Here is a 23,015-nt window from a genome sequence, read left to right as displayed (position 1 = left end):
GGAATTACCGCAACGCAACATAGGCGGGCAGGTTGGATCAGCCAGCCGGCTGTTACCGGCGGAAACCCGGCGAAACCGGAGGCGTCTTAACGCCAGACGTGAGGACACCACCCATGCTCGCCCGGAGAAGCACGCTCATGGCCCTCGGCACTCTTCTGCTTCCAACTCTGTCCCTGGCCGCCGAGGGCGTTTCGCGCGGCGCCGCGGCACAGACCACCGTGGCGAGCGGTGGCGACACGCTGCTGCTGGTGGAGAAGGTGGCCAGCAAGCTGGTCTTCCTCGATCCCGACACGGGCGACCGCCGCGCCGAGGTGGCGCTGCCGCAGTTCCCGCACGAATTCGTGGTGGACCGGGCGAACCGCCACGCCTTCGTGGCGCATTACGGCCTCGAATCCTCCGACAAGGTGGGCGAGGGCGGCACCGACGTGGTGGTGGTGGACCTCCTGGAACGCCGGGTGGTGCATTCCCTTGAATGCGCGCCCTTCAACCGCCTCCACGGCATCGGCCTGGACGAGAAAGGCCGCCTGACGGTGCTGAGCGAGGAAAAGGGCGTCCTCGTCTCCTTCGACGATCCGGTCGGCGCGAAACAGCCCTCGGCCGCGGCAAACACCGGCGGTATCAAGACGCACCTCTTCTCGCTCAGCCGCGACGGCGAGCGCGCCTGGGTGACCGGGCTGCTGAGCAACACCGTGAGCCTGATCCGCCCGCGCGACGCCTCGGTGGCGCCGGTGGTCACGCGCGTCGGCACCTTTCCGGAAGGCAACTGCCTGAGCCCGGACGAGAAGACCCTCTACGTCGGCAATCGTCGCAGCGGTTCCGTCACCATGCTCGACGCCGACACGCTGAAGGTCCGCGCCACGCGCGAGGTCGGCGGCGACCCGGTGCGGCTTTACGCCATGGCGGACGGGCGGCTGCTGTTGCTGAACCTGGCGGGGGAGAGCGCCTCGCTGCTCAAGCCCGACATGAGCAACATCTGGACGATGAAGCTCGGCGCCAAGCCGGCCGGCGCCTCGCTGCACCCGACGGCAGCGCGCGCCTTCATCTCGCTCGCCTCGGACGAGGTCCTGACCGTGGACCTGGAGACGCAGCGCGTCGAGCGGCGGTTCAAGACCGGTGCCGGCGCCGACGTGACGCGCTGGCTGCCCGCCGCCGGCTGAACGCCGCGCCGCGGGCAGGGGGCGGGCGGCTCAGGCCGCCTTGGCCTCGCGGCGATGGGCGTGGAGGATGAACTCGGTATAGCCGTTGGGCTGCGTCGTGCCCTCCAGCACCAGCGCCCGCGCCGCGCGGAACGCCGGCCCGTCGAAGCCCGGCGCCATGGCGCGATAGAGCGGGTCACCCGCGTTCTGCCGGTCCACCACGCCCGCCATCCGGCGCAGCGTTTCCTCCACCTGCGCTTCCGTCACCACGCCGTGGCGCAGCCAGTTGGCGATGTGCTGCGCCGAGATGCGCAGCGTCGCGCGGTCCTCCATCAGCCCGACATCGTGGATGTCGGGCACCTTGGAGCAGCCGACCCCCTGGTCCACCCAGCGCACCACGTAGCCCAGGATGCCCTGCGCGTTGTTGTCGAGCTCCGCCTGTACGGCCTCGGGCGGCCAGTTGGTGTCGGCGGCCAGCGGCACCGTCAGGATCGCCGCCAGGTCACCCTTCGCCGCGCCACCCGCGATCTCGCGCTGCCGCTCCGCCACGTCGACCTGATGGTAATGCAGCGCGTGCAGCGTGGCCGCGGTGGGCGAGGGGACCCAGGCGGTGCTGGCGCCGGCGCGCGGATGGCCGATCTTCTGCACGAGCATGTCGGCCATCGCGTCGGGCGCCGCCCACATGCCCTTGCCGATCTGCGCCCGCCCGGCGAGGCCGCATTCCAGCCCGGCCTCGACGTTTTGCGCCTCGTAGGCCGCAATCCAGGGCTGCGCCTTCATGTCGTTCTTGCGCACCATGGCGCCGGCTTCCATGGAGGTGTGGATCTCGTCGCCGGTGCGGTCGAGGAAGCCGGTGTTGATGAACACCACCCGCTCGCGTGCCGCCGCGATGCAGCGGCGCAGGTTCACGGTGGTGCGCCGCTCCTCGTCCATGATGCCCATCTTGAGCGTATTGCGCGCGAGGCCGAGCACGTCTTCCACGCGCCCGAACAGCTCCACCGCCCAGGCCACTTCCTCGGGCCCGTGCATCTTGGGCTTGACGATGTAGACCGACCCGGCGCGCGAGTTCATGCGCGCTCCCTTGAGGTCGTGGATCGCGATCGCCGCGGTCACCATCGCGTCGAGGACCGTTTCGGGCACGACCTCGCCATCGAGGGTCACCGCGTCGGTCATCATGTGGTGGCCGACATTGCGCACCAGCATCAGCGAGCGGCCCGGCAGCGTCACGGTGCCGCCGCCCGGCGCCGTCCAGGTGCGGTCCCCGTTCAGCCGGCGCGTCACCGTGCGGCCGTTCTTCTCGAAGCTCGCCTGGAGGTCGCCGCGCATCAGGCCGAGCCAGTTGCGGTACACGCCGACCTTGTCCTCGGCATCCACCGCCGCCACGGAGTCCTCGGCATCCATGATGGTGCTCACCGCGCTCTCGAGGATCAGGTCGCTGATCCCCGCCGCGTCGTTCCGGCCGATCTCGCTGGCACGGTCGAAGCGGATGTCGAGATGCAGCCCGTTGCGGCGCAGCAGCACCGAACGCGGTGACGCGGCCTCGCCCTCGTAGCCCACGAACTGCGCCGGGTCGCGCAGCGCCGTGGTGCCGCCACCCGGCAGCCGCACCGCCAGCGCCCCGGCCTCCACCGCGTAGCCCTGCGCCTCCGCGTGGCTCCCCTGCGCGAGCGGCGCCGCCTCGTCCAGCGCCTCCCGCGCACGCGCGATCACCTTCGCGCCGCGCGCCGGGTCGTAGCCCCTGGCCGGGGCACCCTCCTGCGGAATGGCGTCGGTGCCGTAGAGCGCGTCGTAAAGGCTGCCCCAGCGCGCGTTGGCGGCGTTGAGGGCGTAGCGGGCGTTGTTCACCGGCACCACGAGCTGCGGCCCGGCCATGGTCGCGATTTCCGGATCCACGCCGTCCGTGGCGAGCGTGACCTCGCCCGGCGGGTCGAGCAGGTAGCCGATCTCCCGCAGGAAACCGGTATAGGCGGCGAGGTCGATCGGCCGGGCAGGGTTCTCCCGGTGCCAGGCGTCGATCCGCGCCTGCAGCGCGTCACGATGGCGCAGCAGCAGGGCGTTGCGCGGCGCGAGGTCGCGCAGGATCGCCTCCATCCCCGCCCAGAAGGCGTCGGGCGTGACACCGGTGCCGGGCAGGGCTTCCTCGGCCACGAAGCGAACGAGAGCCGGATCGACCTGAAGGGCGGGGGAGGGAGCCATGGGCGGATATCCTTGTCGCGCGTCCGGCGAGAGATAGTCCTGCCATACCCTCGCGGCAAAGGGCGGGCCGGGCGCGAAGGCCCGGCCCGGTGAAGCTTACTTCGCCTGTTCGAGGCAGTAACGCGCCACCTGCTCGTGCGTCATGAAGCAGACGCCCTCGTGGCCGCGCATGTACTCGATCAGCCGCTCCAGCAGGGCGATGCGCGAGCGATGGCCGGTGATGTGCGGGTGCATCGTCAGCAGGAACAGCCCGTTCTCGCGGTATGCGCCGTCGAACTCGGCCCGGAAGATCTCCTCCACGCCCGAAGGGGGGGTGTAGGGCCGCAGGCCGGAGAAGCGCTGGAAGTTGAAGTAGGGCGCGTCGTCCTTGATCCACTCCACCGGCAGCTCGACGATGCCGGTCGCCTCGCCATCGGCCACGATCTCGTAGGGGTCGTCATCGGCCATCAGGGAGCTGTCGTAGAGCAGCTTCATTTCCCGGATGATGTTCATGGTGTCGACCGAGAAGTCCCACGACGCCGTGCGCATCCCCACCGGCCGCTTGCCGCTGACCTGTTCCAGCGTGTCGGCGGCGCGCATCGTCAGCTCGCGCTCCACGCCCGGGGGAAGCTGCGTGTTGGCCTCGTGGATCCAGGAGTGGATGCCGATCTCGTGCCCCTCGGCCACCACGGCGCGCACCTCGTCCGGGTAGAGCAGCGCGGACACGGCCGGGTAGAAGAAGGAGGCCTGGATGCCGTGCCGCTCCAGCAGCCGGCGGATGCGCGGCACGCCCTGGCGGTTGCCGTACTGGCCCTGGCTGATGCGCATCGGGCTCTGGTCGCCGTCGCGCAGCGGAATGGTGTCGTGGTCCGCGTCGAAGCTGAGCGCCACGCAGCAGCGGGCGCCGTGTGGCCAGGACTTGGGCGCGAGCGAGCGGCCGGCGCGGGCGCGGCCGGTGATCTCACGCCAAGTGGGCTCGGGCCATTCCCAGGGTTTCTGGTTGGTCTCCATGCTAGCGTACTCCTTCTGCGTCCAACTGCTGGTTGATCATTCCGGTGTAGCGCCGGAGGTCGTCCTGGCACACCGCTTCCCGCTTCGCCTGGAGACTTGAAGCGTAGAATTGGAGCCCTTGTAAGATGCTTGTCCTGTTTGGGCCTGCGGTCCTGGCATCATCGAGCGCGGCATCCATGAAATCCTGCCACTCGAGCTGCCTCTGGCACAGCTTCCAGGAGAAGCCCGCGGACGAATGCAGCGACAGTCCGTAGGCCATCAGGTGATTGCGTATGAGGCTTTCGCTGGCGGCACCGCGGAACCAGGGAAGATACTCGTTGGTGCCGCTGCTCTCGATGTGGGGCCAGACCTGGGCGTAGATGTGCATCGCGTCCCAGCTGCCGACGGCCATCTGATCGTCCAGGCCTGACGCCTTGGCGGGCCGCGTCGCGATCGTCCTGTTGTCAAGCAGGCAGGCATCCACGACGCCGAGGTCGAAGTTGAAGAGCTGCATGTCCGGGCGCAGCCTGATGACGATGTCGTACTCGAAGCCCTGCGCTTCGGCGTAATGCCGCATCAACGCGTCGGCCCGCCAGATCTTGTACACCATACGGCAGGCATTCCAGCCCCCTCTGGGTACCGCGAGGCGCGGCAGAACCTCGTTGAAGCCCGCCGGATCTTCCGTTTCGCAGACTGCCAGACCCAGGCTGCTGCTCAGTTCTTCGGACGTCACCGCTTTGTCCGTGGTCAGCAGACGGAACAGGGACGGGAAGACATCCGGGAAGACCTCACCCCGCCGCAGCATCGGCGGGAGCGCCGCCTGGAATTCCACTGGAAGAAAGCGGTCGACGAGGCCCGGCGCGCCCAGGCTCGTTCCAAGAGTATCCCAGGTGCTGACGAACACGTCGGCACCCAACGGCTCCACGATCATGCGCTTGATGCTCGGCCAGGCTGAACGGTACCCGCGCAGCTGCCCGGACAGGCACAAGGCGACCCGCGGGACCGAGCGGCCGGAGGTGAAGTTCCGCCGTTTCCCCAGAGTGACCAGTTTGTCCGTCATGAGGGCGACGGAAGGGAACGTCTCGATCAAGCCCTCCGGCAACGCCAGCTTGTCGGCTTCCGCACCCGCCAGGAGAGCCTGGCTTCTTTGCCGCAGCTGGCAGAACTGAATGAAATCCGCCGGGTACGAGGAGGGATCGCCGCCGACAACCCGCTGGAGCAGTTCGCGGGCTTCCGAAGCTCGTCCCGTGCTTTCCAGCAGGCAAAGCAGGATTGCCACCGCGCCCGCAGCCGAGGCGTTCGGCGTTCTCCCGACCACCCAGTGGAGCAGGGTTTCCGCCCTGCGCGTCTTCACCGGGTGGATCAGCATGCAGGCCAGCTTGAAGTGGCTGTCGACGTCGTCGGGGAACAGCCGCGTGGCCGTGAGGCAGAAGTAGCCGGAAAGTGCGGCATAGTGTCCGCCCGCCCGTCGGAATGTGTCGAAGCAGACCTGCCAGGCCATCGGGTTGCCGCGATGTTCCCGGATCAGCCTGAGAGCAGCCTCGGTTGCCGTGAGATGATCGTTGGAGCGGGTGAGGCCGCGCACCTGATCAACCGTCACGTTGAACTCAGCACTGCGGCCGGCGCTTTCCTCCCACCGGCTCGAGGCGGCCTGCCATGCTGTTCTGCTGGCTTCGAAGCGTGACCGGAGCGCCTGGGCGTCCGGATGATTCTGGAAGGCTTTGCTGCCGAACAGATCGGAAACCCCGTCGTAACGGTGGAGAGTCAGAAGCAGGTTCAGGGTTGCCGGCAGGGTGCGGGGAAGATGCTCAGCCTCCCCCATCGCCCTCCTAGTGAGCTCGATGGCTTCATCAAGCTCGTACTCATCCATGAGGAACTTCAGGTAGGAAGAGTAGGTGAGATCGCTCCCGGGAAAACGCCGCAGGGCTTCCTCGAATGTCGCGCGGGCGTCATCGACCCGTTCGAAGTCGATCTGAGCAGCGCTTCTCCCCAGCACTGCGGCCTCGAATCCACCGGGTATCTCGGCAGCATAGGTCCAGGCCTCTAAACGGCGCACTTCGTCCCGGCGGGCCACGGCATCAACCGACTGCGCGAGCCGCAGGGCGGCATGCGGGCTGCCGGGGAACTTCGCCAGGGCCGCTTCCGCGAGCTCATGACATTCGGACCACCGGCCGCAACGCGACAGTACATCGAGGGCGAGTACCCAGCCGCGTTGATCATGTGGATACAGCTCACGCATCTTTGATGCAGCTTCGAGTGCCTCTGTTTCCCGACCTTGCTGTCGCGCGAGCAGCGCCGCGCGGCGATCAAGAATGCCAAACTCCTCCGGAAAGCGAGCGAGTGCGTCCTGCACCACTAGCTCCGCCCTGGCCCAATCTTGCGACGATGCGGATCGGTCGATCTCTTTGAGCAAGGCCTGAAGAGCGGACGGAGATGCGAGTTCAGTCACCAAATCCCTCCATCAGGCAGAACATGGCCAAGGATTGCACCACAAGTGCTCCCGCCCTCAAGGCTCCCTGCCGTCTTTCGCTGGCCCGGTTGCGCCGCAAGACGTCCATGCCTTGCCATGGCGAAGCGCCGGCGGCTGCCCGTCGGGCCTCGGGCCTCGGGCCTCGGGCCTCGGGCCTCGTGACGCGGCACGGCGGCGGGCACCCTGTGGTCAGGATGATGGTACAGGCGAGAAGGCAGCGCGGGTTCGGCCGATGATTTCACCCCAGGGATGCCTGCTCCATTCGCTGGGATACTTGCTTCCCGGTCACTCGGTGCCTTGTCACGGACTGTCCAACAGCCGAACAACCCTCCCGCGCCGATCGTCGATCATCGGCTTTTCCGCCGCGGCAGACGCTGCGGCGCGCGCATCTAGGTCGGCCTGCAGCGCGCGCAGCGTGTCGGCGAAGGTGGCCGGTGCTGGGGAGATGTCTTCCAGCAGAGCGTCGGTGAAGTCACTCCAGTGCGGCAGGCGCTGGCACAGCTCCTTCTGCAACGACCGCGTTTCGCTGATCGAGACGCCAAAGGTGAGAAGGTGCTGCCGCAGCAGCCGCTCGCTCCAGACATCGCCCATATTGGGCATGTACCAAGTGCCACGGTTGCGCTCCACCAGCGGCCAGATACCGGCATAGATCTGCATGGCCGAGTCGTGCCCCACGGCGAACTGGTCATCCAGCACCACAGAGCGGAAACGCGGCGCCAGCACCCGATCCGGTTGCGCGGCGGTGGCCCGCACGGCGTCGAGGTCGATGTGGTTCAGCAACAGGTCCGGCCGCGTGCGGACCACGATGTCGTAGGGCTTGCCGGTGTGGGCGACGTGCTCGCGCATCAGCGCGTCGCAGCGCCAGTTACGGTACACCATACGACAGGGATTACGCCCGCGATCGTCGATCCCGAGCTCCTCCAGGCGCGCGGTGAAACTGTCGCCGTCCTCGACCTCGACGCCGGTGAGGCCGAGCTGCTCGCGCAGCGCCTCGGCCGAAACGGTCTCGTCGCGTGAGAACAGTGCCGCGGTGTTGCGGAAGGTCGCGAGGAACTCGCTCGCCCGCCGCTGCACCGGCGGCAAGGCTTCGAAGAAGGCCGGGGATACCAGCCGCGCGATGGAGTTGATGGCACCGTGGCTGGTGCCGACCTTGTCCCAGGTGCTGAGGAACAGGTCGGCCTCCAGCGGACCCGCCAGCTTCTCGATCAGGGCGGGCCAGGCGGTCTCGTAGCCGCGCAGCTGCCCCGCGGCGCAGATCGCCACCCGCGGCTTCTCGCGTCGCACGGCTGGCGCGGCCGGTATGGCGGCCGCGATCAGCTCCATGGCCAGAGGTGCCGCCGGGAAGCGCCGCTCGATCGCCGGCCAGGACGGGATCGCGCGCTCCGGCGCGAGCACCGGCCCGCCGCGAAGCACGGAGCGGGCGTAAACGCGTACCTCGCACTGCGTCACGAAATCCCGCGGGAAGGCGCCACGCTCCGCCACCGTGATCCGCTGCAGGAGCGCGTCGTATTCCCCGGTGCGGGGCGAGTTCTCTACCAGGCCCAGCAGCAGCAGCGCCGCTTCTGCCTGCCCGGGGAATCGGTCCAGGATGTCGCGCAGCACGGCCTCGCTGCTGCGGATCGTGGCCGGGGTCATCAGCGAGAAGGCGAGGTCGATATGTGAGCGCAGGTCGCCGGGAAAGAGCTCGGTGATGCGGCGTGCGAAATAGCCGGCCGCCTCGCCGTACTCGGCGCCCGAGGTCGAGAAGCAGATCTGGCAGAGTCGCAGCCGCTCCAGCTCCCCGGGCGCTTCCTCCAGCGCGAGCAGCGAGCCGTATTGTGACGCGCCATGATCCCGCGCGTCGGCAAAGCGGAAGGCGATGGCCTGGACGGTTTGCTCCGGCGCCTGGGCCCGTGCCCGGTTCCACCGCGCGCGGCTTGCATCGAACTGCGCGCGCAGCCTTGCCACCCTCTGCTCCAGAACCGCCGCGTTGGGCAGGTTGCGGGCAGCCGGCCGCTCCAGCAGCCGCTCCAGCGCGTCGATGCGCTGCAGCCGGCTCAGGACGTGCGTCATGTGCCAGACGGTGCTGTCCGCCCGCTCCGCCCGGTCAAGGAAGCCCTCGCAAAGCGCCAGGGCCTCATCGAGGCGAAACAGTCGCGTCAGCAGCTGTGCGTGGCCGAGCGGCAGGCGCTCGTTCTGCGGAAACGCCGCGGCGGCCACGCCATACGCGGCCTCGGCCTCGGGGATCCGCTCAAAATCCGCGAGCGCGGTGCAGAAGCCGATCTGCGCCGCCACCTCCTCTGGCAGTGCGGCCACGACCGCCGTCCAGGCGTCGATCCGCTCCTCGCTGGCGGGCTCCAGCACATCCAGCAGTTGCGCCCGCAGCAACGCCAGCCGGGGATCGCCGGAACAGTGCCGCAGCCCTTCCTCGACTACGTCGCGCGCTGACTTTGGCCGCTTCAGGGCGCGCAGCGTCAGGCCAAGGCCCTGATAACCCCGGACCGCGTCGGGGAAGCGGGCCACCACCGCTTCCCAGGCATTTCGCGCCTCCTCCAGCCGCTCGGGCTGACGCTGGATCGTGCCCGCGCGCCATTCCGCCCAGCGCAGGTTCCCAGGCTCCAGCGCCTCGGCTTCGGCCAACAGTGCTTCCACCTCCCGCAGCCGCCCGAAACGGGTCAGCAGGTGCGCGGCCTCCACCCGGGCGCGGGTCGCGCCGGGCTCCGCGGCCAATCGGCCTTGCCAGAGCTCCAGTGCCTCGGCCTGCGTGTCCGGCCGCCCCTGCAGCATCTGCGCCAGCAATTCAACCAGGGCCGGCTGTCCGGGCTGCAGAGCCAGACCTTCCCGTGCAGCCTGCACGGCGCCATCCACGTCGTTCGCGCTACGGCGGGCGCGGGCGGTGTTGAGGGCGCTTTGCCAGTCGGGCGAGGTCGTCGATGTTTGCACGTGCTTCCTTCGTCGTCGGGACGGGCGGGGGCGGCCCGGACTGTGTGGCACGCGCCCACAGGGGCCGTCGAGACGCCCCGCTGACGAGGCGGACCGCCAGTCAAACCGCTGGTCGGAGCGGTGCGCGCAGAGGTGGCACACCACCCGCCTTTCCCCCCGCGTGCAACCGGCGCAGGATGCCGCCCCGCATGACACAGACCGATCCAGCTCTCCTCAGCGCCGAGGAGCTCCTCGCGCTCTACGCCCGGCGCGCCCTCAGCCCCGTGGAAACCCTCAAGGCCGTTACCGAACGGGTGGCGCGCTACAACCCTTGGGTCAACGCTTTCGCGGCACTGAACCCCCGCGCCCTGGCCCAGGCCGGTGAGAGCGAGGCGCGCTGGGCCGCCGGCCGGCCGATCGGCCCGCTGGACGGCGTGCCGGTGACGGTGAAGGACCTGCTCAACCTCGCGGGCTTCCCGACGCGGCGCGGCAGCAAGATCACCGACGCGACGCCCGCCGCCGAGGACGCGCCCTCGGTGATGGGGCTGAAGGCCGCGGGCGCGGTGATCCTGGGCAAGACCACCACCACCGAGTTCGGCTGGAAAACGCCCGGCGACTGCCCGCTGCACGGCATCACCCGCAACCCCTGGGACCCGCAGCGCACCACCGGCGGCTCCTCCTCCGGCGCCGGCGCGGCCGGGGCGGCCTGCTTCGGGCCGCTGCACATCGGCACCGATGCCGGTGGCTCCATCCGCATCCCGGCGGCTTATTGCGGCCTGGTCGGCGTGAAGCCCACCTACGGCCGCGTGCCGCAATGGCCGCACAGCGCCTTCGGCTCGGTGTCCTGCGCCGGGCCGATGACGCGTTCGGTGCGCGACGCGGCGCTGATGCTGGGCGCCATGGCGCGGGCCGACGTGCGCGATCCCTTCTGCCTGCCCGACGACCCGCGCGACTGGCGCTCGGGCATCGAGAACGGCGTGGCCGGGATGCGCGTCGCCCTGGTCCGCCGCTTAGGGTTCGAGGCGCCGCTGGACGCCGAGGGCGAGGCCGCGATGGAGCAGGCCGCCGCCTGGCTGCGCGAGGCCGGCGCCACGGTGGAGGAAGCCGATCCCGAACTGCCCGACACGCGCCACGTCTTCGGCCGCGTCTGGGGCGTGGCGCTGGCCCGCATGGTGGGCCTGACCCCCGACAACCGGAAGCCCTTCCTCGATGCCGGGCTGGAAGAGGTCGCCCGCCGCGAGGGCGGCATGAGCGCCATCGACTTCCTGGGCGCCGAGGCCATGCGCACCCAGGCGGCGCACGCCATGGGGCAGTTCCACCTCCGCTACGACCTGATCCTGACCGCCTCGACGCCCACCGCCGCCTTTGCCGCCGACCAGCCGACGCTGCACCCGACGGAAGCGCTGTGGCGCGACTGGGCGCCCTGGACCTTCGCCTTCAACCTGACCCGCCAGCCGGCGATCAGCGTACCCACCGGCCTCGACGCACACGGCATGCCGCGCGCGGTGCAGGTCGCGGCGGCGCAGGGTCGCGACGACCTGTGCTTCCGCGCCGCGCGCGTGATCGAGCAGGCCGCGGCCTTCCCGATGGCCAACCTCGCCGCCCACCGGGTGGCATCCACCAAGAACTCCGGAGAGCACACGGCATGAGCGAGCGCGAGATCACCGACTGGCTGGCCACCCAGCACGACGCCATGGTGGCCGCCCTGCGTGAGATGGTGGACACCGACGGCGGCTCCTACGACAAGGCAGGCGTCGATGCGGTGGGCGAGCAGGTCCGCCGCTTCCTCGGCCAGCACGACATCGCCGTCGAGACCATCCCCGGCGAGCGCTTCGGCGACTGTTTGCGCGCCACGGTGGAGGGCGGCGAACTCGCCAGCGGCAACCGGCGGGAGAACATCCTGCTGATGGGCCACCGCGACACGGTGTTCCCCAAGGGCGAGCCGCAGCGCCGCCCCTTCCGCATCGAGAACGGCATCGCCACCGGCCCCGGCGTCTGCGACATGAAGGCCGGGCTGGTGATGAACATGTTCGTGCTGGCCGCCTTCCGGAAGTTCGGCGGCGCACCCGGCCCGCTGGTCGGCCTCTTCACCGGCGACGAGGAGATCGGCTCCCCCGAAGGCCGCCCGGTGATCGAGCGCGAGGCGAAGTCCGCCCGCGCCGTGTTCAACAGCGAGCCCGGCCGCCCCAACGGCGGCGTCGTCACCGGCCGCAAGGGCGGCGTCTTCATGGTGATGGACATCGAGGGCCGCGCCGCCCACTCGGGCGGCAACTTCGAGGCCGGGGTGAGCGCGATCGGCGAGCTCGCGCACAAGATCATCGCGATCCACGCCCTGACCGACCTTGCGCGCGGCATCACGCTGAACGTCGGGCTGGTGAACGGCGGGCAGAGCGTGAACACCGTGGCGCCTTCCGCCCAAGGCCAGATCGACCTGCGCTACGTCGAGCCCCGCGACCGCGAGGAGATCATGGAGCGCATCCACGCCATCGTCGCGCGCTCCACCGTGCCGGGCACCCGCGCCACGCTGACAATCAAGGGCGAGTTCGTGCCGCTGACCCAGACGCCCGACGCCGCCCGCCTGTTCGAGGGCTACGTCGCCGCGGCGGCCGAGAGCGGCCTCGCCATCACCGGCGAGTTCGCCGGCGGCTGCGCCGACAGCGGCTTCACCGCGGCCATGGGGGCGCCGACGCTCTGCGCCGTGGGCCCCGTGGGTGGCAAGGCGCACAGCCCGGAGGAATACCTGGAGATCGCGACCATGGTGCCGCGTGCCCAGGCCCTGGCCCGCGCCATCCTGCGTCTCGGCGCTACCGGCCTCTGAGCCGGCGTCGCTGAGCGGGCGTCCCTGAACGGGAGGCCGTCGAAGCGGCCGCCGGACCGGCAACCGGCCCGCTCCGCGCGGGAGGGCCGGTTCCCCCCATCCGGGGGAGGGCCGCAGCGCCGGGCTCAGCCGGTCGGCGGCGGCTGCAGCTCCGACGGGATGGGCAGGCCCAGGTGCCGCTTCTCGGCCTGCCAGAGCTCCTGGCGGATCGTGCGGCTGTCATCCTCGCGCACCTGCCGGGCGGAGGGCAGGGCCGGGTCACGCTGCTCGGCCGGGCCGCCGCGGAACAACCGCTCGAAAGAAGTGTCGAACATCCCGTCCAGCGGGGCCGCCCGGGACGATGCCGGCGCGGCGAGAAGCGCGACCAGGACGGGCAGGATCAGGCGGACCATGGCGGTGCCTCATGGAGGAGCGGGCAGGGACGTCGCGACCGACGTCGCATCGTGCCGCGCCATCGGATGCCGGGACACCACGACTCGGGCAGCACGGCACGACTCCGTGGCTAGAACGCTTCCGACCCGCCGGGAACCACCTCAGCGACGCTGTTCGGCCAAGCGCCTCTGCTGCTCGTCCAACTGGCGCTGCTGCTCGTTCAGCTGACGCTGCCGGTCCGCCAGCTGCCGCCGCTGGTCGTCGCGCTGCCGCTGCATGTCGGCGTCACGGCGGCGACGGTCCTCCCAGCCGCGACGGTCGCTTTCGCGCCGCGCCCGGTCCTCGTCGCGCCAGGCGCGCTCACGGTCGGCGTTCTCGCGCTGGCGCTCGGCCTCCAGGCGACGGGCATCGCCGTTCTGTCGCTGCTGCATGTTCTGAAGGACCTGCCCCAGCGGCCCGTCGATCTGCTGCGCCTGGGCCGCGACGCTTCCCAGGCCGACCAGACCGGCAACGGCAACGACCTTCAACGGCGCGACAAAACGGAACACCCTGGCTTCCTCCTGCTTCGGACCTCTCCAACGCCGCAGGGCAGGAGGCGTTGCAGGCGTAACGTTCCGCCGAGGGTGCGGCAGCCTCCCCGAAGCGCTGCACCACACGCCAGTACCCGTGCCAAGCCACGCCGGACCATTCGGCGAGGCAGCCCGGCGACCCGGTTCAGAGCCGCCGCTCAGCAACCGGCGAAGCAGGCAGCGGCTTGGTTCAGCGACCCGATCAGCGGCTGAGACCAGCGTCCCCGGCACGACCCAGCCGGGGCGCGTTGGTCACGTCCGGCTTGCTCAGGAACTCGCCGCCCTTGAGGTTGTCGATCGGTGCGCCCTGCTGCGTCAGGAAGTTCGGCCGCTGCGCTTCCATCCCTTCCACGCGGGCGGCCGAGCCGGCGCTACCGGTGGGCGCGCGGCGCGACGGCGGGGCGTCGCTGCGATTGTTCAGCGCGTCGTTGCGCTGGATCTCGGTGTTGAGCTGCTGCTGCGCCCGTTGCGCGGCGTCCTGCGCATGGGCAGGCCGGCCGCCCGGCAGCAGCGCGCCGGCGGCCAGGGTGAGGGCGAGGAGGGCGTTGGAAGCGACGCGACGCATGAGCGGTGTTCCGTTCGGTTCGTGACCACAACGCCCGACCTGCCCGCCCGTTCCCGCCGCCTCCCCGCTAATCGGCGGCCGCTTACTCCGCCGCGTTCACCGGCGGCTGCCAGCGCGGCGGCTCCACCGAGCCCACCTGGCCGGTGATGCGGCCGTAATGCTCCGGCCGGCGATGCGCCGCAAAGTTGAAGATGGTGGAACGCCCCAGCGCGCATTGGTCGAGGTTGCAATCCGCCACGATCAGCTCGTCGTCCCAGGTGGTGGCCTGGGCGATCATCTCGCCCTGCGGGTTGGCGATGATGGAATGGCCGAACAGCTCGTGGTCGTCCTCCACGCCCGCCTTGGCCACGCCCACGCCGAAGCAGGCGTTCTGGTAGCAGCCGGCCTGGATCGACAGGTGGGAATGCAGCACCCGCAGGTGATGCGCCTCGAAGCCCTTCCGGTCCTGGTTGATGGAGGGCGTGTTGTAGCCGAGCATCACCAGCTCGACCTGCTGCAGGCCGAGCTCGCGCCAGGCCTCGGGCCAGCGGCGGTCGTTGCAGATCAGCATGCCGACATTGACGTCCACGCCCGCGACCGGCGCGCGCACCACCGGGAAGCCCAGGTCGCCCACCTCGAAGTAGCGCTTCTCCAGGTGCTGCACCTGGCGGCGCGGCTCGTATTCCTTGTGCCCGGGCAGGTGGATCTTGCGGTACTTCAGGACGATCTCGCCCGACGGGTCCACGAAGGCCGCGGTGTTGAAGCGGCGCCCGTCCGGCGTCTTCTCGGCGTAGCCCAGGTGGAAGGCGATGTTGTACTTCCGCGCGGCCTCGAACAGCGGCGCCGTCTCGTTCGAGGGCAGGGCCGTCTCGTACCAGTTGTCGGCGTTGCTGATGTCTTCCTCGTACCAGCGCGGGAAGAAGGTCGTCAGCGCCAGCTCCGGGTACACCACGACCTGGGCGCCGCGCTGGTGCGCGCGCTCCATCAGGCGGACCATACGCCCGACGGCGACGTCGCGCCCTTCGGACTTCTGGATGGGGCCGAGCTGCGCCCCGGCGACGGTGAGGATGCGTGTCATGGCGCGGTGGAGTCGCACATCAGCACCCCCCGCGCCAAGACGTGGCCGTCAGGTCCACCCCGATTTTTCCCGATGCCCCGGCGGAAGGCTGCCCGCCGCGTGATCACCCGGCGCGGGAAGGCGGCACCGTGCCAGGCGACGGCGGATGCGATGGTTCCGCGCACACCCCTTTCCGGCCGCACCACCGCCCCCCGCGTGGCAGCGATGCCGGCAAGCGCCGCAGCTCCGCGGGCCGGTCGGGTCAGCCCGTGCCGCCGAGGTTCAGCTTGAACCCCGTGTGCGAAACCGCGAAGCCCAGCCGTTCGTAGAAGCGGCGCGCGTCCACGCGGCTGGCATGGCTGGTGAGCTGCATCGTGCCGCACCCCGCGTCGCGGGCCCGCGCGATGGCCGCGCGCATCAGCGCCGACCCGATCCCGGCGCCGCGGTGCGAGGCCGCGACGCGAACGCCCTCGACCTGCGCGCTCGCGGTGCCGGTGTGGGAGAGCTGCGGCAGCACCATGAATTGCAGGCAGCCGACCACCGCCCCGTCCTCCTCCGCCAGCATCACCGCCCAGCCCGGGATAGCGACGATGGCGGCGAAGGCATCGGCGTAGCGGCGGTCGAGAACCGGCCCCGGAGCCTCGCGCGCCGCGCCGAAGTGATCGTCCGCCAGCAGGCGCACCACCGCCGGAAGATCGGCGACCCCGGCGTCGTGGATGCGCGGCGTCGTCACGCCGCGGCGCCCGTCGCGTCCTCTCCTATATAGGTGTCGCGGTGCTGGCGCGCGACGAAGCGGCCGGTGCCGGGCTTCGCCAGCACCTCGGCGCCGTTCCAGATGCAGTGGCCGCGCAGGTAGGTTGCCGCCACCCGGCCCTTCACCGCACGGCCGTCATAAGGCGACCAGCGCGCATCCTCGCGATCGCGGATCTCGGCTGCGTCGAAGCGGAAGTCGCCCTGCTCGATCACGCAAAGGTCGGCATCGGCGCCGATGCGGATCGCGCCCTTGCGCGGGAACAGCCCGTGGAAGCGCGCCGGACGCTCGGCGCAGTAGAGCGCCAGCAGCGAGGGCGAGAGCCCGCGCTCCAGCAGCAGCGTGAACATCACCGGCGCGAAGGACTGCATGCCGGTGAGGCCCGCGCCCACGGTGAAGATGTCGCCGCGATACACCTTCCGCTCGCGCGGCCAGGGCGCGTGGTCGGTGCTGACGTAGCCGATCTTGCCCGCCGCCAGCGCCGCCCACATCCGCTCCACCTCGGCCGCGGTGCGGAAGGGCGGGTTGCACTTGCCGAAGCCTTCGAGGCGGATGATGTCCTCCTCGGTCATGCACAGGTACTGCAGGCAGGCCTCGCCCGAGGCCTTGCCGCCCGCGCGGCGGAAGTCGGCCGCGATGTCGAAGCCGCGCGCCAGCGAGGAATGCGCCATGTGGACATGCGCGCCGGTCTCCAGGCCGAGCTCGAAGATTTCCAGGTCCGCCATACTCTCGGTGATCGGCGGCCGGGTGCGGCAGTGCATGATCGGGTCAGTCCGCCCGGCTGCCTTGGCCTCGGCGGTCAGGTGCTCCACCAGCTCCTGATCCTCGTTGTGCACCGACACCATCAGCCCGGTCTTCGCGATCTCGGCGAAGGCCGCGAGCATTGTGTTGTGGTCGATGCGCGGGAAACGCCGCTCGTCATATTCATAGGTCGAAAGCTTGAAGGAACAGGCACCCGCCTCGGCCAGGCCCGCGATGGCATCCACGCCGCCGTGCTTGCGGATGGTGCCGTAGAGCGCGACGTCGACGTGCGACAGCTGCTCCACCGCCTCCACCTTGCGCCGGAACACGGTGGCATCGGTCACCGCCTCGGGCACGTCGTAGGGCATGTCGACGCAGGTGGTGACGCCGCCGGCGGCCGCGGAACAGGTCGCGCCCTCGATGCCCGGCCAGCCGGTGGAGCTGCTGGTGTGCATGTGCCCGTCCACCAGCCCTGGAAACACCAGGTGGCCGCGATGGTCGGCAACGCTCTTCGCCGGCGGCGGCTCGCCGGTGCCGATCGCGGCGATCGTGCCGCCCGCGGCAGCAACCCAGCCATCCCGCAGGATACGGTCCGGCAACACGAGGTCGCCCCGCACCAGGCTGTCGTAGATCCCGCCGGCCGGCGGCTGCGCGTCGTTCATGCTGTCCTCGGATGCTCTGGCCCGCGCGGCGGGCGTTCAGGGGTTCCGCGAACAGGCTAGACCTCATGCCCTGCGACGTCACGTCGCGGCGTCGATGCCGCCTGCGCCGCGCCGCATCGGCGGCGACGCGCGAGTGTACCCGCGACGCGCCCGCGTGGTCGGGGCGCGGTTGCGGTACGCGCGGCCCGCACCGGCGCATGCACCGGCGCGTAAACAATTCAAAATGCGCGTGTGCAGCTTGCGTTTTCGTTGACAAGCCCTGGGCGCGTCCCGATAGCGTGCACAACGCATCGTCTTCCCCACGATTCGCGGCGATCGCAGCATCCCGCGAGGCACAAGGTACGACGCGTTGCAATGCGGAGGATGGCTTGTTCACGAGGTGCGGGCGCGATCGCCTCGCGAAGATCGGCGGAAGCATAACGTGGGTTGCTTCCTTCCGGTGTTCGCAGCGTCCTCACCCCTGACGTCATCCGGAAGTTCCGTCGTGCAGTGCCGAACACCACTCGACTACAGCGTCAGGGTTCAGCGCCGGCCGTACCGCTTTTACCCGGCCCCGGTGGCGACGGACCCGCAGAAACAACGAAACACGCAGGAGATCGCAGACATGACCGATGAGACCAACCCCGGCACACCGCGTGCGCAGGCCATGGCCGTGAGCACCACGCGCCGCAGCAGCACCACGCGCAAGGCCAGCACCGCCGGCCGCAAGACCGCCGCTGCCGCCGACAAGAAGCCGGCCGCCCGCAGCACCGCCGCGAAGAAGCCCGCCGCCCGTACCGCCGCCGCGAAGAAGCCGGCCGCCACGCGCAGCGCCACGGCCTCGCGCGCCAAGCCGGCGGCCGCGAAGAAGCCCGCCACGCGCGCCACCGCGTCGCGTTCCACCGCCGCCGCGAAGAAGCCCACGACCCGCGCCGCGGCCTCGCGCAGCAGCACGGCCACCAAGAAGCCCGCCGCGACCCGCAGCAGCGCGGCCTCGCGCGCCAAGCCCGCGACCGCCGCGAAGAAGCCCGCCGCCCGCACCGCCGCGTCGCGCTCGACCGCCGCGTCGCGTTCCACCGCCGCCGCTCGCAAGCCCGCCGCCAGCCGCAGCACGGCCAAGGCCGCGCCCGCGCGCCGCACGACCCGCACCGCCGCCGCTGCCGCGAAGCCCGCGTCGCGCCGCCCGGCCGCGGCGAAGACCGCGACGCGCGCCACCGCCGCCAAGAAGGCCGCGCCGACCCGTGCCACCGCCGCGCGCTCGGCCACCTCGGCCAAGCGCCCCGCCGCCGCCAAGCGCACGACGGCCGCGGCGACGACGCGCAAGCCCGCAGCCCGCAGCACCGCCGCGACGCCGCGCAGCACCACCGCGCGCAGCGCGGCGCCGAAGCGTGCGGCCGCCACCAGCCGCGCCGCGGCCGGTGACAGCGCGCGTTCCGCCGCTGCCAAGAAGGGCGCCGAGACCCGCGCCCGTCGCAAGGCCGAGGCGGCCGCCGCCGCCAATGCCGACACGATGACGTCGGAGCCCACGGAGACGACCGAGGTCGTCGTGCCGGAAACGGCGGGCGAGGAGAACGGCTGATCCCACACCGGATCGCAGTTGCTGGAGAGGGCGCCGCCGCAACGCGGCGCCCTTTTCCGTTGCGGCCGTGATCGGCTTCCGCTTCCTCCCGCCGGCGGAGCGCGTGGTGATCGCGCCGCTGCTGCAATCCTATGCCGGCGAGATGCGGCCGCTGCTGCGCGGCAGCGAGCCGGCGGACGGGCACGCGGCCGCCGCGATGCTGTGCGCCGACCCGCGCACCGAGGTTCTGCTGTGCGAGCGCGACGGTGCGCCGGCCGGCTTCGCCATCCTGTTCGATCTGCCCGAGGTCGTGTTTGCCCGCCGCTGCGGCATGCTGGACGACCTTTACGTGCACCCCGAGCACCGTCGCCGCGGCATCGCCCGCGCCATGCTTGACCACCTGGCGGGGGAAGGACGCCGTCGCCGCTGGAGCCACCTGCGCTGGATCGTACCCGCGGGCGATCAGGACGCCATCCGCCTTTACGAGCAGGTGGCGGAGCGCGCGGGATGGCTGTCCTTCGTGATCCGACTCGACGCCGAGGCCTCGCTCTAGACGTTGCGTTCGGCAGCAACGTCGGGTGTGGCGGTTTCGCCAGCGATGACACCAACCGCGCGGGCGTAGCCGGCTCCGCTTGTGCGAGGCGGCGGTTCTACTCCTCGAAGGCTTCCGTCAGCAGCATGCGGCCGCCCGCCTCGCCATCGCTGAGGCAGAGCCAAACATCCCCATCGCCGCGTAGCCAGCTCAACCCCTCGGCCAGTTCCGCGCCGACGGTGAAGCGTTGCGACCCCACGGCACCCACCAGCGCCGAGGCCGCGGTCGCGCCGCTCGCCAGGAATTTGCGCACCCCGCGCGCGCGCAGCCGCACCGCCAGCGCCCGCAGCACCGCGCCGAGCCGAGCGTCCAACTCCGCCGCACCGAAGCGGCGCTGCGCCAGTGCCAGCCGATCCGGCGGAAGGGCTGTCGAGACCACCACCACACGCTCCGCCGCGACGCCGTCCAGCCAGGCTTCCGCAGCCGCGAGCATCGCCTCCGCGTCCGGCATGGCGAGGGGATCGAGTTCCAGCAGCGGTGTCCGCGCGCGCGCCGCGCCCAGCTGCGCCAGGCTCGTGCGGCTCGTGGCGGAGACCAGGATTGCGGCGGCACCCTCCGCCGGCGGCCAGGCCTCCGCTTCCGTCATCGTCGCGGCCGGGAAGCGCGCCGCCAGCCGCGCGGCGAGTTCCGTGCTGCCCAGGATCAGCGGGTAGGCGGCCACGGCCTCCGCGATGGCGTCGAGATGCGCGGCGGTCAGCGCGTCGAGCACCGCGTGCTGACGCCCGCCCTCGGCCAGGCGCGCGAGGTCGCGGCGGATCGCGGCGGCGCCGGCCTCGACGGTGGTGAAGGGAACCAGCCCCACCGCGCCGCCCGCGTCATGCGACCAAACGCGCACGAGGCTTTCGCTGTCGGGCAGGTTCGCGTCCTGGAACAGGTGACCCTGGTACACGGTGCGTCGCGCACCGGGCGAGGCCGGCGCGATCACGGCGAGGCCGGTGCCGAGTCGACGGGCGAGCGCTTCCGTCAGCGCGGCCAGTCCGTGCCGCGGCGTGCCGTCCGCCACGATGATCTGCGCCGCGCCGGCCGCCACCATGGCCTCCGCCTCGCGCAGCACCGCCGCAGCCGCGTCCGCGCGTGGCGCATCCACGGCGCCCGGCGGCAGCGACACCGCCGCGTCGACCTCCGCCGCGACGTTCTCCGGCACGTCGAGGCACAGCACCGTGCGTCGCCCGCCGCGCGCGAAGCCGCCGGCCAGCGCCACGGCACTCAGCAGGTCCGGCGCGAGGCCACCCAGGTGCAGGCTCATGCCGCGTGCTCCGGCGGCAGCGCCAGCAGGTCGCCATGTGGCACGCGCGCGCGCAGGCGGCCGCGCCGCAGCGACTCCAACCGCGACGCTCGCCACGCCTGCACGGCCGCCGCCGTGCGCGGCAGGTGCGGCGCGGCGGCGGTGGCATGACCCTCCACCAGTTCCGCCAGCAACGAGGCCTCGCCCCGGCCGAGCTGCCAAGGGGAGGGCGCGCGCCGCACCGCGAAGCCGCGTGCCCGGAAGATCGTGGCCGCGACGCGCGTGGCCTCGGGGCCGAGTGCCGCGCCCTCGAAGCCCTTGTCGCGCCGCTGGTCGCGCCGGAAGCCGCGCGCCACCGCGGCGTCGCCCGCGATCGGCGGCAGGAAGCGCGCCGCGCCGGACACGTCCAGCGTGCTGTAGAAGGGCACCTGCAACACGTCCGCCAGATCCTCCACCCAGATGTCGGATACGAGGTCCAGCAGCGCCGACGCCGTCACCGCGTCGGCCTCGCGCCGCGCGAGCCATTCCGGCGCGTCGGCGAGGTCGGCGATCAGCCCTTCCACGCGCCAGGCGCCGGCCGGCGTATGCACCAGCAGCACGCGCTTGTTGGGGGCACTCACCCGCAGGCCATGCCATTCCGCCCAGCCCGCGATCACGTCGAAGCTGCGCTCCACCAGCGCGGCGTCGTTGTCCACCAGCGTCCAGGCCTGCGGCCGCGCGATCTGCGGCGCCAGCCAGCGGAACAGCGATCCCGTTCCGGCGCCGAGGTCCACAATGCGCGGCCGTGCCGGCAGGAGCTCGATCAGTTGCGCCGCCAGCGCCGCGTCGCGCGCCCGGGCATCGGCTGGTTCCCGCAAGGCGAGCCAGCGTTCCGCGAATTGGTCAGCCACGCGCCTGTTCCAGCTCCCGCACGAAGGCCGCGGCACGATCGTCCCAGCGCGGCAGCCGCTGCCCCGCCTGCCAGGAGGCTTCCGCCATCGACTGTCGCAGCGGCAGGTCGAAGATCATCCGACGCAGCGCGCGCGAGAAGCTGTCGCTGTCGCCGGGCGCGGCACTGATGCCGCCGCCTTTGGGCATGAGGTCCTCCAGCGCACCGCCCTTGCTCAGCGCCAGCGGCAAGCCGCGCGCCATCGCTTCCGCCGCGGCCATGCCGTAGCCTTCCCACCAGGAAAACAGCGCGAAGATGTCGGCCCCGGCGTAGAGCCGCTCCAGCGCGGCGCTGTCGACGTCGCCGGCGAAGCGCACCCGCTCCGCGATCGCCAGCTCCTCCGTCAGCGCGCGCAGGGTGGCCGCGTGATCGGGATTGCGCTCCGGCCCCACGACAGTCAGACGCCAGTCGAGGTCGCGCAGCCGGCCCAGCGCGTGGATCAGCCCGTCATGTCCCTTGCGCGGCACCAGCACGCCGACCGACAGGATCTCGCAACCACCGCCCGAACCCGTGGCGCGCGGCGCTGGATCGGTGCCGGGCTCCACCACCGCCACGCGCGCCGGCTCCACCGCGAATTCTTCCGGCAGGCGCGAGGCGGTGAGGCGCGAGGTCGTCACCAGCCGCGCCAGGCGCGGGAAGATCGCGCGCTCACGCTCGCGCAGCCGGTCGCGCACGTCCTCGGGCACGCCGGTCTCGACGGCGGTGGGGTGATGGATCAGCCCCACGGCGCGGCGTTCCTCCAGCACGTCCAGCACCGGCAGGAAGCCCGGCAGCGCCAGCCCGTCGATCACCACCGCCTCGTCCGCCTCGCAGCCTTCGATCGCGGCGCACGCCGCTGCCTCGGCCGCCGCGTCGGGTTGCGGATGCCGGCCGGCGAGCTCCACCACGCGCACCGCGTGGCCGCCGGCGCGCAGGCCCTCGACCAGCCGCCGGTCATAGGCGTAGCCGCCGCTCACCGCGTCGAAGGGGGCGGGCACCAGCAGAGCGATCTTCACGACAGCATCTCCGTCGCCGCCGGCACCGCCGCCGCGTCGTCCGGTGCCCCAAGGTTGACCGGCGCCTCGTAGCCCGCCCAGGCCAACGGGCTTTCGCGCAGCACCACCTTCAGCCACTGCACCACCTTGCCGCCCGCGCCGAGGCGCCCGTCGCGCAGCGCGTCCGACAGCCGCGCGTGGATGAAGCCGCACAGGTATTCCGTGGTGGTGTTCTGCCCGCGCATCTCCGGCACCTCGTCGAGGTTGCGGTAGTCGATGCCGTCCAGGATGCGCCGCAGCTCGACCCGCGCGGCGGCGATGTCCACCAGCAGGTTGTCGCTGTCGAGCCGGGGCGCGCGGAACTCGGCCTCCACCACGAAGGTGGCGCCATGGACGCGCTGCGCCGGGCCGAAGCCTTCGCCGCGAAAGGAATGGGCGACCATGATGTGATCGGCGACGGTGAGGCTGAACACGGCGCGCACGCCCTCCTACAAGGCCCTGATGGCCCGCGGCCACCGACGCTTCCGTATAGCCTTCGCGCGCCGAACTGGCGACGCATCCCCGGCGTCAGCG

General features: G+C 71.3%; 19 protein-coding genes. 4 read left to right on the top strand and 15 right to left on the bottom strand.

Translation table 11 applies throughout. From position 1 onward, the window contains the following. The first annotated feature begins 137 nt into the window (after window positions 1-137). Complete coding sequence (locus tag ACFFGY_RS11785; RefSeq protein ID WP_377044694.1) at window positions 138-1,157, top strand: YncE family protein; 1,020 nt, start codon at window positions 138-140, stop codon at window positions 1,155-1,157. Window positions 1,158-1,187: 30 nt separating this feature from the next. On the opposite strand, the gene ACFFGY_RS11780 is transcribed toward ACFFGY_RS11785, so the two are convergent. The 4 genes from ACFFGY_RS11780 to ACFFGY_RS11765 all read right to left on the bottom strand — a co-directional run bounded on the left by ACFFGY_RS11780 (window position 1,188) and on the right by ACFFGY_RS11765 (window position 9,693). After that, window positions 1,188-3,332, bottom strand: coding sequence for a malate synthase G (locus ACFFGY_RS11780; RefSeq protein ID WP_377044693.1), 2,145 nt, complete (start codon window positions 3,330-3,332; stop codon window positions 1,188-1,190). Between the two features lie 96 nt (window positions 3,333-3,428). Continuing rightward, window positions 3,429-4,322, bottom strand: coding sequence for a polysaccharide deacetylase family protein (locus ACFFGY_RS11775; RefSeq protein WP_377044692.1), 894 nt, complete (start codon window positions 4,320-4,322; stop codon window positions 3,429-3,431). A gap of 1 nt (window position 4,323) precedes the next feature. Next, window positions 4,324-6,750 (bottom strand): tetratricopeptide repeat protein, encoded by a 2,427-nt coding sequence (locus ACFFGY_RS11770; RefSeq protein WP_377044691.1) that lies wholly within the window; start codon window positions 6,748-6,750, stop codon window positions 4,324-4,326. A gap of 321 nt (window positions 6,751-7,071) precedes the next feature. Further along, complete coding sequence (locus ACFFGY_RS11765; protein ID WP_377044690.1) at window positions 7,072-9,693, bottom strand: tetratricopeptide repeat protein; 2,622 nt, start codon at window positions 9,691-9,693, stop codon at window positions 7,072-7,074. Between the two features lie 188 nt (window positions 9,694-9,881). Here ACFFGY_RS11765 and ACFFGY_RS11760 point away from each other — a divergent pair, with 188 nt between their 5' ends. Together ACFFGY_RS11760 and ACFFGY_RS11755 are read left to right on the top strand one after the other, a co-directional pair. Then, window positions 9,882-11,321 carry an amidase gene (locus ACFFGY_RS11760; protein WP_377044689.1) on the top strand — a complete coding sequence of 480 codons (1,440 nt, stop codon included), beginning with the start codon at window positions 9,882-9,884 and terminating at the stop codon, window positions 11,319-11,321. Continuing rightward, the gene (locus ACFFGY_RS11755) at window positions 11,318-12,490 is read left to right on the top strand and encodes a M20 family metallopeptidase (RefSeq protein ID WP_377044688.1); all 1,173 of its coding nucleotides are present in this window, start codon (window positions 11,318-11,320) and stop codon (window positions 12,488-12,490) included. Before ACFFGY_RS11760 ends, ACFFGY_RS11755 begins: the two co-directional genes overlap by 4 nt. Window positions 12,491-12,615: 125 nt before the next feature. Here ACFFGY_RS11755 and ACFFGY_RS11750 read toward each other — a convergent pair whose 3' ends face one another. The 7 genes from ACFFGY_RS11750 to ACFFGY_RS11720 form a co-directional block, all read right to left on the bottom strand. Further along, a complete protein-coding gene (locus ACFFGY_RS11750; protein ID WP_377044687.1) occupies window positions 12,616-12,882 on the bottom strand; it encodes a hypothetical protein in 267 nt (88 codons plus the stop codon). A gap of 141 nt (window positions 12,883-13,023) precedes the next feature. Then, window positions 13,024-13,410 (bottom strand): hypothetical protein, encoded by a 387-nt coding sequence (locus ACFFGY_RS11745; RefSeq protein ID WP_377044686.1) that lies wholly within the window; start codon window positions 13,408-13,410, stop codon window positions 13,024-13,026. A gap of 223 nt (window positions 13,411-13,633) precedes the next feature. Then, window positions 13,634-13,996 carry a hypothetical protein gene (locus tag ACFFGY_RS11740; RefSeq protein WP_377044685.1) on the bottom strand — a complete coding sequence of 121 codons (363 nt, stop codon included), beginning with the start codon at window positions 13,994-13,996 and terminating at the stop codon, window positions 13,634-13,636. An 82-nt stretch (window positions 13,997-14,078) separates the two neighbouring features. Beyond that, window positions 14,079-15,053, bottom strand: a complete 975-nt coding sequence (locus tag ACFFGY_RS11735) for an N-carbamoyl-D-amino-acid hydrolase (RefSeq protein WP_377044684.1) — start codon at window positions 15,051-15,053, stop codon at window positions 14,079-14,081. Between the two features lie 241 nt (window positions 15,054-15,294). Then, on the bottom strand, window positions 15,295-15,765 hold the full coding sequence (locus tag ACFFGY_RS11730) for a GNAT family N-acetyltransferase (RefSeq protein ID WP_377044683.1): 471 nt from the start codon (window positions 15,763-15,765) through the stop codon (window positions 15,295-15,297). Beyond that, a complete protein-coding gene (locus ACFFGY_RS11725) occupies window positions 15,762-17,186 on the bottom strand; it encodes a dihydroorotase (protein WP_377044682.1) in 1,425 nt (474 codons plus the stop codon). Before ACFFGY_RS11725 ends, ACFFGY_RS11730 begins: the two co-directional genes overlap by 4 nt. 543 nt (window positions 17,187-17,729) lie before the next feature. Beyond that, complete coding sequence (locus ACFFGY_RS11720; RefSeq protein WP_377044681.1) at window positions 17,730-18,752, bottom strand: hypothetical protein; 1,023 nt, start codon at window positions 18,750-18,752, stop codon at window positions 17,730-17,732. A gap of 59 nt (window positions 18,753-18,811) precedes the next feature. Here ACFFGY_RS11720 and ACFFGY_RS11715 point away from each other — a divergent pair, with 59 nt between their 5' ends. Next, the gene (locus tag ACFFGY_RS11715; RefSeq protein ID WP_377044680.1) at window positions 18,812-19,276 is read left to right on the top strand and encodes a GNAT family N-acetyltransferase; all 465 of its coding nucleotides are present in this window, start codon (window positions 18,812-18,814) and stop codon (window positions 19,274-19,276) included. Between the two features lie 97 nt (window positions 19,277-19,373). Here ACFFGY_RS11715 and ACFFGY_RS11710 read toward each other — a convergent pair whose 3' ends face one another. The 4 genes from ACFFGY_RS11710 to ACFFGY_RS11695 are packed head-to-tail and all read right to left on the bottom strand — an operon-like array spanning window position 19,374 to window position 22,915. After that, window positions 19,374-20,561 carry a four-carbon acid sugar kinase family protein gene (locus ACFFGY_RS11710; RefSeq protein ID WP_377044679.1) on the bottom strand — a complete coding sequence of 396 codons (1,188 nt, stop codon included), beginning with the start codon at window positions 20,559-20,561 and terminating at the stop codon, window positions 19,374-19,376. Beyond that, window positions 20,558-21,430 carry a class I SAM-dependent methyltransferase gene (locus ACFFGY_RS11705; RefSeq protein WP_377044678.1) on the bottom strand — a complete coding sequence of 291 codons (873 nt, stop codon included), beginning with the start codon at window positions 21,428-21,430 and terminating at the stop codon, window positions 20,558-20,560. The genes ACFFGY_RS11710 and ACFFGY_RS11705 overlap by 4 nt, the downstream gene beginning before the upstream one ends. After that, window positions 21,423-22,463: a glycosyltransferase family 4 protein gene (locus ACFFGY_RS11700; protein WP_377044677.1), complete on the bottom strand. Its 1,041-nt coding sequence runs from the start codon at window positions 22,461-22,463 to the stop codon at window positions 21,423-21,425. The genes ACFFGY_RS11705 and ACFFGY_RS11700 overlap by 8 nt, the downstream gene beginning before the upstream one ends. Then, window positions 22,460-22,915 (bottom strand): 6-pyruvoyl trahydropterin synthase family protein, encoded by a 456-nt coding sequence (locus ACFFGY_RS11695; RefSeq protein ID WP_377044676.1) that lies wholly within the window; start codon window positions 22,913-22,915, stop codon window positions 22,460-22,462. Before ACFFGY_RS11695 ends, ACFFGY_RS11700 begins: the two co-directional genes overlap by 4 nt. Window positions 22,916-23,015 lie beyond the last annotated feature (100 nt).

The sequence above is a fragment of the Roseomonas elaeocarpi genome (genome assembly GCF_042433915.1).
GTDB classification, from domain to species: domain Bacteria; phylum Pseudomonadota; class Alphaproteobacteria; order Acetobacterales; family Acetobacteraceae; genus Roseomonas; species Roseomonas elaeocarpi.
This window is presented reverse-complemented; position numbering and strand designations above follow the sequence as displayed.

What these genes read in the sequence shown, in the direction of transcription:
- ACFFGY_RS11785 (WP_377044694.1), top strand. Translation starts at nt 138, where the DNA reads ATGGCCCTCGGCACTCTTCTGCTTCCAACTCTGTCCCTGGCCGCCGAG.
- ACFFGY_RS11780 (WP_377044693.1), bottom strand. Translation starts at nt 3,332, where the DNA reads ATGGCTCCCTCCCCCGCCCTTCAGGTCGATCCGGCTCTCGTTCGCTTC.
- ACFFGY_RS11775 (WP_377044692.1), bottom strand. Translation starts at nt 4,322, where the DNA reads ATGGAGACCAACCAGAAACCCTGGGAATGGCCCGAGCCCACTTGGCGT.
- ACFFGY_RS11760 (WP_377044689.1), top strand. Translation starts at nt 9,882, where the DNA reads ATGACACAGACCGATCCAGCTCTCCTCAGCGCCGAGGAGCTCCTCGCG.
- ACFFGY_RS11755 (WP_377044688.1), top strand. Translation starts at nt 11,318, where the DNA reads ATGAGCGAGCGCGAGATCACCGACTGGCTGGCCACCCAGCACGACGCC.
- ACFFGY_RS11750 (WP_377044687.1), bottom strand. Translation starts at nt 12,882, where the DNA reads ATGGTCCGCCTGATCCTGCCCGTCCTGGTCGCGCTTCTCGCCGCGCCG.
- ACFFGY_RS11740 (WP_377044685.1), bottom strand. Translation starts at nt 13,996, where the DNA reads ATGCGTCGCGTCGCTTCCAACGCCCTCCTCGCCCTCACCCTGGCCGCC.
- ACFFGY_RS11735 (WP_377044684.1), bottom strand. Translation starts at nt 15,053, where the DNA reads ATGACACGCATCCTCACCGTCGCCGGGGCGCAGCTCGGCCCCATCCAG.
- ACFFGY_RS11725 (WP_377044682.1), bottom strand. Translation starts at nt 17,186, where the DNA reads ATGAACGACGCGCAGCCGCCGGCCGGCGGGATCTACGACAGCCTGGTG.
- ACFFGY_RS11710 (WP_377044679.1), bottom strand. Translation starts at nt 20,561, where the DNA reads ATGAGCCTGCACCTGGGTGGCCTCGCGCCGGACCTGCTGAGTGCCGTG.